Origin of the sequence: Amycolatopsis sp. H20-H5 (assembly GCF_035828755.1) — a bacterium.
In the GTDB taxonomy this organism is placed as follows: Bacteria; Actinomycetota; Actinomycetes; order Mycobacteriales; family Pseudonocardiaceae; genus Amycolatopsis.
The window spans coordinates 1-13,414 of sequence record NZ_JAYMZS010000076.1 but is presented as its reverse complement, the minus strand read 5'-3'; the positions used below and the strand labels follow the sequence as shown (position 1 = coordinate 13,414).

Here is a 13,414-nt window from a genome sequence, read left to right as displayed (position 1 = left end):
GCCCGCATGTGACGGGCTAGCTTGGACCCCAGCCGGATCATCTGGGAGGCCAAGAAATGAGCACCGAACCCCTCTGCCTGACCTGCGGGACGCAGTACAGCGCGCCCCGGCCGGACTGCCCGGTCTGCGAGGACGAGCGCCAGTACGTGCCCGCCGAGGGGCAGCGGTGGACCGATCTCGAAACCCTGCGAGCGAGTGACCTGACCTCGCGCATCGAAGATCTCGGCCCCGGCGTCACGGGGATCGGCACCGAGCCGCGGTTCGCGATCGGCGAACGGGCCCTGCTGATCAAGGGCGAAGAGGGCAATTTCCTCTGGGACTGCGTCGCGTATCTCGACGACGAGGTCATCGCGCGGGTGCGTGAGCTCGGCGGGATCGACGGCATCGCGATCAGCCATCCGCACTACTACACGACGATGGTCGACTGGGCGCACGCCTTCGACGCGCCCATCTACCTGCACGAGAACGACCAGCGGTGGATCGGCAGGCCGGACCCGTCGATCAAGCTCTGGAGCGGCACGACCCTCGACGTCGCACCGGGGATGCGGCTGATCAACCTGGGCGTGCATTTCGCGGGCGGGACGGTCCTGCACTGGGCGGGTGGCGAGAACGGGCGCGGCGCGGTGCTCTCGGGCGACATCCTGCAGGTCATCCCCGACCGCCGGTTCGTCGGTTTCATGTACAGCTACCCGAACCTGATCCCCGAACGCCCGGAGATCGTCCGCCGCGCGGCGGAGCTGCTCGAGCCGTACGAGTTCGAAGCCATCTACGGCGCCTGGTGGGACGCGATCATCCGCGAAGACGGCCACGACATCGTCCAGCGCTCCGCGAAGCGCTACCTCTCCCAGGTTCTCTGACCTGGTCAGGGAGCGGACGCACCGGCCGTACGTTCGAGGAGGGGGCGCACGCGTGGGGGGACGGGGGTGGACAGCGCGATGGACGTCGAGGTGCGCTGGACGTCGGGGACGCTGACGACCTCGTCGATCACGCGCTGCAGGTCGTCGTTGTCCCTGGCGACCATGCGGACGAACAGGTCGCCCTGGCCGGTGGTGGCGTGCACCTCGCAGACCTCGTCGATGGCGGCGAGCGCCTCCGCGACCCCTGAGCGGCGGCCCTGCGCGATCTCCAGCACCGCGAACGCCGTGAGCCCGTAGCCCATCGCGGCGAGGTCCAGCTCGGGCGGGAACCCCCCGAGGATTCCCTTCTCCGTCAACCTGTCCAGCCGGGCCTGGACGGTGCCGCGCGCGACGCCGAGGCGTCTCGCGCATTCGAGGACTCCGAGGCGGGGCGAGTCGGTGAGCAACAGCAACAGCCGCGCGTCGAGCGGGTCCAGGTTCTCCGGCATCAGCCACCTCCTGCACACATTGCCCACCAGAACGGCCCTTTCGCCGAACGGATCAGGCAGGTTGTCTAGCAAAATCTTCAACCATTGCCCATCTTGCCCCATCAATGGATCCTTCGGGCTATGACCCAGACAGTGGACCCCCAGGGCGCAATGGACGACGTCAGCTACGACCAGCTCCGTCAGCTCGTCGGGCTCGTCGACCACGACGCCTCGACCGACCCGTTCCCGGTGAAGTCGATGGACGCGGTGGTGTTCATCTCCGGAAACGCCACCCAGACCGCGTGGTTCTACCAGGTCGCGTTCGGCATGCGGCTGGTCGCGTACTCGGGCCCCGAAACCGGCAACTTCGAGCGCAAGTCGTTCGTGCTGAAGTCCGGTTCGGCCCGGTTCGTGATCACCGGCGGCGTCAAGCCGAACTCCGAACTGCTCGACCACCACCGCAGGCACGGCGACGGGGTCATCGACCTCGCGCTGGAGACTTCCGATGTCGACAAGTGCATCGAGCACGCGCGGGCGCAGGGCGCGACCGTGCTCGAAGAGCCGCACGACGTCACCGACGAGCACGGCACCGTCCGCATGGCCGCGATCGCGACCTACGGCGAGACCCGCCACTCGCTCGTCGACCGGTCCAAGTACACCGGCGTCTACCTGCCCGGCTACGAGCCGCGGGAGAGCACCGTCAAGCGGCCCGAGGGCGCGCCGAAGCGGCTGTTCCAGGCCGTCGACCACTGCGTCGGCAACGTCGAGCTCGGCAAGATGGACTACTGGGTCGACTGGTACAAGCGCGTCATGGGCTTCGTGAACATGGCGGAGTTCATCGGCGACGACATCGCGACCGACTACTCGGCGCTGATGAGCAAGGTCGTCTCGAACGGCAACCACCGGGTCAAGTTCCCGCTGAACGAGCCGGCGGTGGCGAAGAAGAAGTCGCAGATCGACGAGTACCTCGAGTTCTACGACGGCGCGGGCTGCCAGCACATCGCGCTGGCCACCAACGACATCATCGGCACGGTCACCGCCATGCGCGCGACCGGCGTCGAGTTCCTCGACACGCCCGACTCGTACTACGACGACCCCGCGCTGCGGGCGCGCATCGGCGAGGTCCGGGTGCCGATCGAGGTGCTCAAGGAGCACCGGATCCTGGTCGACCGCGACGAGGACGGCTACCTGCTGCAGATCTTCACCAAGCCGATCGGCGACCGCCCGACGGTGTTCTACGAGCTCATCGAGCGCCACGGCTCGCTCGGCTTCGGCAAGGGCAACTTCAAGGCCCTCTTCCAGGCGATCGAGCGCGAGCAGGAGCGCCGCGGCAACCTCTGACCGCTCCCGCTCTGGTCCACCGGCCCCTGAAGGCCACCTTCACCGCGTAATACGCCGTGAAGGTGGCCTTCAGGGGCTTTTCGCCGGCTGTGGAATGCTGGGCCATTCGGCGCAATTCGTACATAGCCGGAACCAGCGGCGGGGGTGATCCGTCACTGTTGAGACGTCAGCCAGCAGCACGCGGAAGGGCCCCGATGCCGGAGAGTGTCGACGCCAGCGATCAGATGATCGACAACTGGAACAAGCAGGTCCAGGAGAGCGCCGCGAAGTACCAGGCGATGGCCGGTCTCGTGGAGAGCCAGACCATCACCGAACGGTCCAAGGACAGCAGCGTCGAGGTCACCATCAGCTCGCGCGGGCTGCTGACCGGCCTCGTCATCGCCGAGGGTGCGGGCGGTAAGCGGATGTCCGAGGTGTCCGCGCAGGTCATGCTGCTCGTGCAGCGCGCGCAGTCCAAGATCCCGGAGCTGCTGCAGCAGGCGATGGCGCAGACCATCGGCACCCAGGACGTTACGGCGAACAGGATGTTCGACGACGCGAAGTCCCAGTTCCCGCCCGCGCCGCCGGAGGAACCGCCCACCCTCCCGGACCCACCGCGCCAGCACCGGTTCGGGCCCGAGAACGACGACGCGCCGCCGCCACCGCCCCAGCAGCCGAAACCGCCGGTCGCGCCGCCACCTCCGCCACCACCACCGCGCAGGCGGCCCGCGGGCGACCAGGACGACGAAGACTTCGGCGGACCCATCCTTTCCTGATTTTCCGGCCTCGAAGGGCGAGACACCATGACAGCGGCAGGTTTCGAGGTCGGCGCCGACCTCACCGCGCACGCCGGGCAGCTCGACGGCGTCACCGACGCGCTGCGCCAGGCCGTGGACGCGGCGAACCAGGTCAGCATGCCCACCGACGCGTACGGCATCCTCTGCCAGCCGTTCCGGGCGCTGCTCGACCCGGTCGAGGAGTACGGCCTCAACGCGCTGAAGGAAGCAGTAAGCGCCATGGAGTCGGCGGCCGGGAAAGTCAGAACGGCGGCGCAGGCCTACCAAGGCGTCGACAACGACTTCGCCGCACAGATGAAAGCGGATGGCTGATGCCCGAAGGTAACCCCCTGGTCGCGCAGGCGCCGAAGGACGGCGACGGGCCGGGGCCGCTCACCGCTGGCAACGGCGATTACGGCTATGCCGGGGGAATCGGCGTCGCCGAGTCGGCGATCGACGCCTTCAACGGCATCAAGGACGGCGACTGGATCTCGGGTGGCCTCGGCGTGCTCGGGGTGGCGGGCGAGCTCGCCAGCGCCGCGATGGACCCGTTCGGTTACCTGCTGTCCTCGGCGGCGTCGTTCCTGATGGAACACGTGCAGCCGCTCAAGGACATGCTGGACTCGCTGGCGGGCGACCCGCCGGTGATCCAGTCGTACTCCCAGACCTGGGGCAACGTCGCCAAGTCCCTGGAGGACACCCAGGTCAACTACTCCAACGCGGTGAAGAACGGGACAGCGTCCTGGACCGGCGCGGGCGCGGACGCCTACCGCGAGTCGGCCAAGCAGACGGCCGAGGCGCTCAGCGGGGCGGCCACCGTCGCGGGCGGCATCGGCACCGTCGTGATGATCATGGGCGAGGTCGTCTCGTTCGTCCGCGAGTTCGTCCGCCAGCTGATCGCGGACCTGGTCGGCAAGCTGATCTCGTGGGTGCTGGAGGCGGTCTTCTCGCTCGGCTTCGGCACGCCGGTGATCGTGGCGCAGGCCGTCACCGCGATCGCCAAATGGGCGGAGCGGATCACCGAGAAGCTCAAGGCGCTGGTGGAGACGATCCGCCGGGTGTCGCCGCTGCTCGGCAAGCTGGCCGACGTCTTCGCCAAGATCATCAAGATCCTCGGCAAGCTCGCGGGCAAGGTCACCGGGCTGGACGCGATCAGCACCAAGAACATCAAGGCTGGTGGCTTCTTCCAGCACGGCGGCGGCAGCAGTGGCGGGGGCGGAACCCACGGCGGCGGTCACGACGGCGAAGGCGGCACGCACGGGCCGGACGGCGACGCCTCACCCGGCACGACGCATGGCGACGCCTCACCCGGCACGACGCATGGCGAGGACGGCACCCCATCGTCCACAAGGGACGGTGACAGCTCTTCCAGTAACACCAACGAAAGTGGCTCCCCCGGCAGCCATGGGGACAGCTCGCCAGGCGACAGCGCCTCACCGGGGCATCGCGGCGACAGCTCGCCGGACAGCAGCGGCTCACCCAGCCATCAAGGGGACAGCTCACCCGGCAGCAGCGGCTCCCCCAGCCACCGCGGGGACAGTTCCCCTGGCGGCAACGGCTCACCCAGCCATCAAGGCGACAGCTCACCCGGCGGCAGCGCCTCACCCAGCCACCGCGGGGACAGTTCCCCTGGCGGCAACGGCTCCCCCAGCCATCAAGGCGACAGCTCACCCGGTGGCAACGGCTCCCCCAGCCACCGCGGCGACAGCTCGCCCGGCAGCGCAGACGGCGGAACGCCGAGCCACGCCGCCGACACCGGTTCACCGAGTCACGCCGGGGACAGCTCTCCGAGTCGCGCTCCTGATCCCGGTCCCGGCAGCGGCTCTCCCAGCAGGACTCCCGACGGCGGCGGTTCACCGGCCACCCGGGGCGGCGACGGATCACGCGCGGCCGACGGCGACGCTCCCAGCCACGCCGGATCCGGGGACAACGCCACCTCGAGCAGCGGCTCCGCTGCTCCGGCGCCGCCGAAGACCGGCGAGCCCGGCTCGACCCAGGTGCCTTCCCAACGCGGCGGTGCCGACGGCGGCCCCGCCACCCCGGCGCAAGGCCAGCCAGGAGCCGGTGCGATGCCGCCCGCCGGAGGCGGCGGCGGTACCCCAGGCACCACCGGCGGCGTGCCCGGCGCCCGCCCCGGCGGCGGTGGCGGCTGGACCGGGACTCCCGGCAGCCCCGGCGCGCACCCCCCGCGCACCCCCGACGCGCCGTCCGGCCCCGGCCGTGGGCACAGCAGCGGGGGCGCGGGCAGCGGCCCCGAAGGGCGTCCGCGTCAGCCTCAGGGTCCCGGCGAGTACGGCCCGCAGCCGGTCGCCCGCGGCAGCGCACCGGCACACACCGCGCCGGACGAAAGCCCGCACAGCAAGGGTTCGCCCGAGTCCGACACCCCCGGCGACCACCACGGCCAGCCGGACCGGCTGACGCCCGACGAGGTCAATCAGCACCTCTCGGAGAACACCCCGGCGGGCAGCTCGTACCACCGCGACGATCCCGACATGGGCGATCTGCCGCACCGCGTCCAGCCGGACCCGGACGGCCGCCACACCGTCGACGTCCACGTCACCCCGGACGGGCACGCGAGGATCGGCGACAAGCTGTACACCCCGGAGGAGTTCGCGGACATCCTGCGCCGCAACCCCGACTACCACGGCGGCCCGATCAGGCTGATCGGCTGCGACGCGGGGTCCAACGACTTCGCGCACCGGCTGTCGCGAGACCTCGACACCGAGGTGCTGGCCCCCAGCAAACCGGCGTGGACCGACTCGCACGGCCGGGTTTTCTCGTCCGACTACGAGATCGGCCCGGACGGGAAGATGCGGCCGAAGATCCCGCCGAACGGCGAGTGGGACGTGCACCGCCCCGACGGCTCCACGCACCGGGCGAGCGAAGACGGCTTCACCCCGGACACCCACGAGGACCACAAGCACGATCTCGACGGGGACGATGCGAAGGACCGCGGCAAGCGGTACATCGACGACGACCCGGTCGACATCGAGCATCCGGACCGGACCCCGCCCGCCTCCATGAAGGAAAAGATCAACGATCCCGACTACCGGGAGAAGTACTACGACGGTCCGGACAAGAACGGCGAATACTCGCGCAAGAACGCCGATCAAACGGATCACCACGACGAGCGGCTGCCCAAGATCAAGGAAGACGCGAACAAACCACCCGGCGATCAGTTCGACCCGAAGTCGGACGATTTCAAACCCGCCGACTACCGCACCGACGACCCGGAAGTCGAACACCGCGCGACTCAGCGGCAAAAGGACGACGCGCAGCAGCTGATCGACGAACGCAAGGCGGCCAACGACCGGGCCAGGACAGCGGAGGCGGATTACCAGGAGGCGAAGGAAAAGGGCAGCGTCTCCGAGGAGGTCGAGCACGAGCGCAAGGACGCGCACCGGGAGCGGACCGATCGCGGCGAGGACCTCGGCGAGCACGCCGCCACCGACGCCGTGCACGACAAGTACCCCGCCAAGGACTTCGAGGTCAAACCGTTGCCCGACCCCGACACCCACGGGCCGTCGCACCCCGGTGACAAACCCGGTTCCGGCCGGTTCGACCAGATCTACGAGGTCACCGACCGCCACACCGGGGAGACCCGGCACGTCGTCGTCGAGGCGAAGGGCCCGAACGCCGGGCTCGGCACGCGCAAGGGGCTCGACGGGCAGAACTACGAGCAGGGCCATCCCAAGTACGTCGAGAGCATCATCGACAACATGCGCCGAAACGGGACCCCGGCCGAAAAGAAGCTCGCCGAAGACCTCGAAATCGCCCAGGATCTCGGCACCCTCGACTACTCGGTGGCGAAGGCCAGGGTGCGCGACGAGAACCTCCTCGACGACGCGGGCAACACCATCCCGGACGCCGCCAACGACGGCAAGCCGACGAAGCGGCCGGTGTACGGTGGCTACAACCTCAAGCATTTCGACCTGTCGATCTGATGCCCGACTCTGATGCCCGAAAACGACTCGCGGGAAGTGACCAGCAGCGTGCCCACCATTACCCGGCATGAGGTCGACGAGGCCGCCGCGGAAGAGAACGTCGAACTCCTCTCCGCCGCGATCAGGCGCTTCGTCGAACTGATCCCCAAAAGCCCCAAATCACTGAACTCGGTGCTGAAGCGTTCCTTGGACGAGTTCGGCTACCGGTGCGTCGGCGACCCGGGAGCCGCCTGGATCGATACCTGGAACACGCTTTTGCGGGCGATGCAGTCGTCCGCGGCGATCTTCGTGGCGGCGAGCACGGACGAGGGCGAGGTCGAGTTCCGGATCGGGGAGGACACGGTCCGGCGCGAGGCGACCGGCCCGACGATGGACAGCAACGGGGTGACCTGGCTCAACGCGCTCTGGCTGGCGACGATCTGCCGTGAGCGGCCGCGGCTCGACCTGCTCTCGGCCGTCCCGGTGGATCTCCTGCGCGGCTCCCGCGTCCAGTACGACGAGTTCGTCTACACGTGGGCGAGCACGCTACAGACCTATTGGCGGCAAGGGGAAAATCTCGTCGAGGGCGTGCTGGAGAGCATGCGGGGCACCGATCCGGCCGGGCTGGCGCACCTGTCCGAAGAGATGGTCCTCGAGATCTACTACCCGCCGATCGAGCTGTTCTACCACCTCACCCAGCGGGAAGACGCGAAGTTCAACGAGACGCTCGCCGAAGCGCTGGAGCTGCACAAGCGGTTCTGGACGAAGGAGCAGGAGCGGGTCAACGACCCGAACGGGTTCGTCGCGCTGGGCCCGTTGGCGGTGGCCTGCCTGGCACGGGACGCCGGGGTGGCCATCGAGGTCGAGTCGGAGTACCTGCCGAAACACCTGCTCGAGGGCACCTGGGTCGGCGAGCACTCGACATGAGCCAGCCACCGGCGCCGATGAACGCCGCTCAGCAGCACCAGTTCGTCTGGCGGATCGGCCAGGCGCTCGCCGCGGCCACCCCGCCGGGCTGGCGTCAGCTGCGCGTCGAGTACCGCGCGGCGGGCAGGCACATCGAGGCCGATCTGCTCATCACCGGCTCGGACGGGTTACCCCGAACGGCGCAGCCGCCCGCGGCCGTCGTGGCGCTGCTGGGCACCCTGCGCTCGGCGATGTACCAGCCCGGCCGCGGCACCTGGCTGGGCGCGATCCTGGTCTTCGGCCCGGCGAACGTGCTCAGCGCGGACTTCCTGCCCGACCTCGAGCCGCCTTGGCGCCGTGTGCCGCCACCCATCGGTTTCGCCGACGAGCTGCGCTTCTTCCCCCGCGCCGAGCAGCACATCCCGGACTGGCTGCGCGCCCGCGCCCAGCTGTCGCTGTCGCCGTCGCCTGGAATGCGCACACCACGGATCTACGACGGGCTCGACGCGTCCGGCCGCCCGGTGGTGAACCGCGAGCCGCTCACCCCGGCCGAGCGCGAGCGCGTGCTGGCGTACCTGGACGCCGCGCCGGTCGTGCTCGCCGCCCGCAGCTACGACACGGACGCGTTCGACCCGGATCGGCCCGCCGCGGTGCCGCTGAACTTCCGCACCGACGGCAGCTGGACCTGGCCGGGCGCCGTCGCGTACTACCTGCGCGAGCACGAACTCGCCCCGGACCCCGAGCTGCTGACGCACATCCGCGCCGCACGGTTCACCCTGCCGGAGGTCGGCGAGCCCGCCAGGGACCTCGCGCTGGCGGCCATCACGGGCGACGCTCGCTGACTCTCGTACTGCGATCATCGCGCTTCAGACGACCGTGTAGCCCGCCTGCTGGAGTGCGGTCGTGACCTGCTCGCAGTGGGTGGGGCCGCGGGTTTCCAGTGCCAAAGCGACGTCCACCTCGCCGAGGGCGAGGTTGCCGGAGATGCGGGAGTGCTCGACGTCGAGGACGTTCGCGCCCAGCCCGCTGACGTAGGAGAGCACGGAAACCAGCGAACCGGGCCGGTCCGGCACGCGCAGGCGGAGTTTGAGGTAGCGGCCGCCCGCGGTCATGCCGTGCTGGATGATCTGCAGCAGCAGGACCGGGTCGACGTTGCCGCCCGACAGGATCGCCACGACCGGCGTCTCGAACGCGCCGGGATGCTGGAGCAGCGCCGCGACGGGCGCCGCGCCCGCGGGCTCGACGACCAGCTTGCGCCGCTCCAGGCACAGCAGCACCGCGCGCGAGAGGGCCTCCTCGGTCACCGTGACGACTTCGTCCACCAGCGAGGACACGTGCGCGTAGCTGACCGGGCCCGGCTTGCCGACGGCGATGCCGTCGGCCATGGTCTGCAGCTCGGCCAGCCGCACCGGCTCCCCGGCGGCCAGCGAGGGAGGGAAGGCTGCGGCGTGTTCGGCCTGGACGCCCACGACGCGGACGTCGGGCTTCAGGCCCTTCACCGCCGAGGCGACGCCGCCGACCAGGCCACCGCCGCCGGTCGCGACGAGGATCGTGGCGACCTCGGGCACCTGCTCCAGGATCTCCAGGCCGACCGTGCCCTGCCCGGCGATGATGTCCACGTGGTCGAACGGGTGGATGAACACCGCCCCGGTCCGCTCGCTGAACGCGATCGCCTCGGCCAGCGTCTCTTCGAGCACGGCGCCGTGGAGGTGCACGTCAGCACCGTATCCCCTGGTCGCGGCCAGTTTCGGCAACGGTGCGCGGGTCGGCATGAACACCGTGGATCTGATCCCGAGCAGCGACGACGCCAGCGCGACACCCTGTGCGTGGTTCCCGGCACTCGCCGCGACGACCCCGCGCGCGCGTTCCTCCGCGCTCAGACCGTGGATGCGGGTGTACGCGCCGCGGATCTTGAACGAGCCGGTCCGCTGCAGGTTCTCGCACTTCAGGTAGACCGGGCCACCGTGCACGTCCCGCAGGTCCCTCGCGTGCTCCATGGGGGTGATCCGGGTGACCCCTTCGAGAAGCCGCCGGGCCTCCCGGATCTTCTCGACGCCGACCAGTTCCATGCCCCGGATGATGCCACCCGACGGACGGCCCAGGTAACGGGACCGTGAGGCGGGTACCCTGGACCCGGCAACGACACTGATCGGGGAGACATATGGCACGGCCGGACCAAACGGGCACCTCCCGGCGGGCTCGCGCCACCCGGTCGACAGGCTTCGTTCCGCTGGTGCTGGCCGTCGTTTCCGCCGCCGCGCTCACGGGCGCCGCGGTCTACACCGTCGACAGGGCGAGCTGCGGCGATCCCGCCCAGTACATCCGCCACGACAACCACGTCGAGCTCGTCGGCGGCTGCGTGGACGGCTCGGAGCTGCCCGCGACCACGCCGCAGCAGCCCGCGGAGGCCCGCGGCCCCGCCGTCGTCCCCGGCAGCTTCCGCCAGTAACTCCCCCACGCACACAGTCATCACAAGTCCCTGAAGGCCACCATCACGGCGTAAAACGCCGTGATGGTGGCCTTCAGGGGCAGTTGAGCCGGGCGGGTCAGCCTAGGGCGGCGACGAGGTCGGCGACGAGGTCGCGGCTGTCCTCGATGCCCACGGACAGGCGCAGCAGGTCGGCGGGCACCTGCAGGGTCGAACCGGCGGTGCTCGCGTGCGTCATGCGGCCGGGGTGCTCGATCAGCGACTCGATGCCGCCGAGCGACTCGGCCAGGATGAACAGCTTGGTCTTCGACGCGACCTCGAGCGCGGCCTGCTCGCCGTCGACGTGGCTGAACGACACCATGCCGCCGAACCGGCGCATCTGCTTCGCGGCGACCTCGTGGCCCGCGTGGGTGGGCAGGCCCGGGTAGTAGACCTTCGACACCTTGGGGTGCGCGGTGAGGGTCTGCACGATCCGCTCGGCGTTGTCGCAGTGCCGCTCCATCCGCAGCGCGAGCGTCTTGATGCCGCGCAGGGTGAGCCAGGCGTCGAACGGGCCGGGTACCGCGCCCGCGGCGTTGCGCATGTAGAACAGCTGCTCGCGCAGCTCGTCCTCGTTGGTCAGCACCGCGCCGCCGACGACGTCGGAGTGACCGCCGAGGTACTTCGTGGTCGAGTGCAGGACGATGTCCGCGCCGAGCGCGAGCGGCGTCTGCAGGTACGGCGTGGCGAACGTGTTGTCGACCACCAGACGGGCGTCCGCGTCGTGCGCGACACCGGCGAGCGCGGCGATGTCCGCGATGCCGAGCATCGGGTTGGTCGGCGACTCGCACCAGATGAGCTTGGTCTCCGGCCGGATCGCGGCCCGGACCTCGTCGATCTTGGACAGGTCCGCGACGGTGTGCTCGACGCCCCACAGGCTCAGCACCTTGTCGATCAGCCGGAACGTGCCGCCGTACGCGTCGTTGCCAAGGACCAGGTGGTCGCCGGGACGCAGCACGGTCCGCAGCACCGCGTCGCTGGCGGCCATGCCGGAGGCGAACGCCAGCGTGTGCCGGGCGCCTTCCAGCGCGGCGAGCGCCTGCTCCAGCGCGGTGCGGGTGGGGTTGGCGGTCCGCGAATACTCGTAGTCGCCTTCGCGGGTGCCGCCGACGCCGTCCTGCGCGTAGGTCGAAGTCTGATAGATCGGCACGATCACAGCGCCGGTGCGGGGATCAGGGGCCTGCCCGGCGTGAATCGCGCGCGTCTCGAAGCCCAGCTCTGCGTAATCGTCGACCATCACTCAAGGGTACGACCACGTCCCAAGTTTCCCGTCAGGTGGGATCGAACTCACCATCCTGGAGGAAGTGACCGCCGGGTCAGTAACCGGGCGGACGCGGTCCGGGATACCGCGGAGGAGGCTGAGGCGGGTGCTGCGGCTGCGGGTGCTGCGGGCCGGGATATTGCTGCGGTGGGTACTGCTGCTGCGGTGGGTACTGCTGAGGTGGGTACTGCTGCGGTGGGAGGTAGCCGCCGCCCGGTGGCATCCGGACCGGCCTGTTCGCGGCGATCCACCGCACGGTCGGTTTCACCAGGGCCAGCACCAGCATCCCGACGGCGAGCAGCAGCACGGCAATGGTGGGCGGCCCGGACAAGCCGTACGCGGCGACGGGCCCGAACCAGGTGTATCCACCGAAGTAGCCGAGCAAGCCGCCGAGAAAGCGGAAGAGCACCCCGCTGCCGAACAACACGTTGAGCACGAGCACCGCGACCGTGAGCCCGCTGCCCGTGGCCACCAGGGTCCGGCCGAGCGGCTTGCGCTTCAGCAGCAGGATGGCGCCGGTCAGGAGGAGACCCGACTCAGCGAGATTCAGCACGAAGCCGACCGCAGGGGCCGGACCGGAGGCCTTCACCAGATCGATTCCGGCTTCGACCAGTCCCGAGAGGAACCAGACCGCTGCGAGGAGACTCAGCACGCTCGCGATGATCGCGGTGGCACCGCTGGGCTTCGGCGGCCCGGCTGGCATGCCTGGGTACTGCGGTGGCTGCTGGTACATCACACTCGACCTTCCAGTGGGCTGCCGACCCAGCGCGCCGTCGACGGCACGGCCGCCAGCACCAGGGTCGCGATCGCGGGCGCGGTGAACAGCAGGGCGAAAGTCGAACCGAGCACCGAAGCGGCGTAGCCACCCGGCCAGGAGACACCGACCGACAGGAGGACCACCCCCGCGACCGCGTCCAGGATCACCAGCGCGCAGCCGAGGATGGTCTGCGAGCGGCCGTTCGGCTTCCGGCGGAACAGCTGGATGCCGCCCGAGAGCAGCAGGCCGGTGACCACCAGGTTGATCACGACGCTGATCAACTGGCCGAACGTCCAGTGGCCGAAGACCATCGCGAACAGCTGGACGGCGAAACCGAGCAGGTTCCAGATTCCGCCGAGCAGGGCGAGCACCCCGGCGCAGTTCGCGGTGGCGCCGCTCGGTTCGGGCTGACGCCGGGTGGCGGGGTGGGGCTGATAGGTCATCGGATCAGGCCCCCGCGACGGACAGAACGGTGGCGGGTACGGGTATCGCCATGGTCATCCCCTCAGAGCTGTTCACCGACTACGCGGAGGGTAGCCGCCCGCCTGGGGGTCACGGCAAAGGCAAGATCATCTAGCGTGACGTCGATGTAGCAGCGCGTGATCGTCTGCGGCTGGGTGCGACGGGCACAGGGCGCAATATGGGGATGACCTCCTGTCTGGAAATATGAGGTTTGCGAG

Annotated in this window: 13 protein-coding genes; 8 read left to right on the top strand and 5 right to left on the bottom strand. The window is 69.7% G+C overall.

Annotated features, from left to right (window positions below; translation table 11 throughout):
• Nucleotides 1–56: 56 nt before the first annotated feature.
• On the top strand, nucleotides 57–857 hold the full coding sequence (locus QMK34_RS31850; RefSeq protein ID WP_326418341.1) for an MBL fold metallo-hydrolase: 801 nt from the start codon (nucleotides 57–59) through the stop codon (nucleotides 855–857).
• 5 nt (nucleotides 858–862) lie between these two features.
• On the opposite strand, the gene QMK34_RS31845 is transcribed toward QMK34_RS31850, so the two are convergent.
• Nucleotides 863–1,345, bottom strand: a complete 483-nt coding sequence (locus QMK34_RS31845; RefSeq protein ID WP_326418340.1) for an Lrp/AsnC family transcriptional regulator — start codon at nucleotides 1,343–1,345, stop codon at nucleotides 863–865.
• Nucleotides 1,346–1,465: 120 nt separating this feature from the next.
• Here QMK34_RS31845 and hppD point away from each other — a divergent pair, with 120 nt between their 5' ends.
• From hppD to QMK34_RS31815, 6 genes are all read left to right on the top strand, one after another.
• Nucleotides 1,466–2,665, top strand: a complete 1,200-nt coding sequence (gene hppD / locus QMK34_RS31840) for a 4-hydroxyphenylpyruvate dioxygenase (RefSeq protein WP_326418339.1) — start codon at nucleotides 1,466–1,468, stop codon at nucleotides 2,663–2,665.
• A gap of 194 nt (nucleotides 2,666–2,859) precedes the next feature.
• Entirely contained in the window at nucleotides 2,860–3,420 is a 561-nt protein-coding gene (locus QMK34_RS31835; RefSeq protein ID WP_326418338.1) for a YbaB/EbfC family nucleoid-associated protein, read from the top strand.
• A gap of 27 nt (nucleotides 3,421–3,447) precedes the next feature.
• On the top strand, nucleotides 3,448–3,753 hold the full coding sequence (locus tag QMK34_RS31830) for a type VII secretion target (protein WP_326418337.1): 306 nt from the start codon (nucleotides 3,448–3,450) through the stop codon (nucleotides 3,751–3,753).
• On the top strand, nucleotides 3,753–7,364 hold the full coding sequence (locus QMK34_RS31825) for a hypothetical protein (RefSeq protein WP_326418336.1): 3,612 nt from the start codon (nucleotides 3,753–3,755) through the stop codon (nucleotides 7,362–7,364). Before QMK34_RS31830 ends, QMK34_RS31825 begins: the two co-directional genes overlap by 1 nt.
• A gap of 12 nt (nucleotides 7,365–7,376) precedes the next feature.
• The gene (locus QMK34_RS31820; RefSeq protein WP_326418335.1) at nucleotides 7,377–8,270 is read left to right on the top strand and encodes an immunity 49 family protein; all 894 of its coding nucleotides are present in this window, start codon (nucleotides 7,377–7,379) and stop codon (nucleotides 8,268–8,270) included.
• Nucleotides 8,267–9,091: a ferredoxin gene (locus tag QMK34_RS31815; protein ID WP_326418334.1), complete on the top strand. Its 825-nt coding sequence runs from the start codon at nucleotides 8,267–8,269 to the stop codon at nucleotides 9,089–9,091. The genes QMK34_RS31820 and QMK34_RS31815 overlap by 4 nt, the downstream gene beginning before the upstream one ends.
• A 24-nt stretch (nucleotides 9,092–9,115) precedes the next feature.
• Here QMK34_RS31815 and ilvA read toward each other — a convergent pair whose 3' ends face one another.
• Nucleotides 9,116–10,318, bottom strand: coding sequence for a threonine ammonia-lyase (ilvA, locus tag QMK34_RS31810; protein WP_326418333.1), 1,203 nt, complete (start codon nucleotides 10,316–10,318; stop codon nucleotides 9,116–9,118).
• A 92-nt stretch (nucleotides 10,319–10,410) separates the two neighbouring features.
• On the opposite strand from ilvA, the gene QMK34_RS31805 reads away from it, so the two are divergent.
• Nucleotides 10,411–10,698, top strand: coding sequence for a hypothetical protein (locus tag QMK34_RS31805; RefSeq protein ID WP_326418332.1), 288 nt, complete (start codon nucleotides 10,411–10,413; stop codon nucleotides 10,696–10,698).
• Nucleotides 10,699–10,795: 97 nt separating this feature from the next.
• Here the strand turns inward: QMK34_RS31805 and QMK34_RS31800 are convergent, their stop codons facing one another.
• From QMK34_RS31800 to QMK34_RS31790, 3 genes are all read right to left on the bottom strand, one after another.
• Entirely contained in the window at nucleotides 10,796–11,953 is a 1,158-nt protein-coding gene (locus QMK34_RS31800) for a cystathionine gamma-synthase (RefSeq protein WP_326418331.1), read from the bottom strand.
• Nucleotides 11,954–12,032: 79 nt separating this feature from the next.
• Nucleotides 12,033–12,710 carry a hypothetical protein gene (locus tag QMK34_RS31795; RefSeq protein WP_326418330.1) on the bottom strand — a complete coding sequence of 226 codons (678 nt, stop codon included), beginning with the start codon at nucleotides 12,708–12,710 and terminating at the stop codon, nucleotides 12,033–12,035.
• Nucleotides 12,710–13,177, bottom strand: a complete 468-nt coding sequence (locus QMK34_RS31790) for a hypothetical protein (protein WP_326418329.1) — start codon at nucleotides 13,175–13,177, stop codon at nucleotides 12,710–12,712. Before QMK34_RS31790 ends, QMK34_RS31795 begins: the two co-directional genes overlap by 1 nt.
• Nucleotides 13,178–13,414 lie beyond the last annotated feature (237 nt).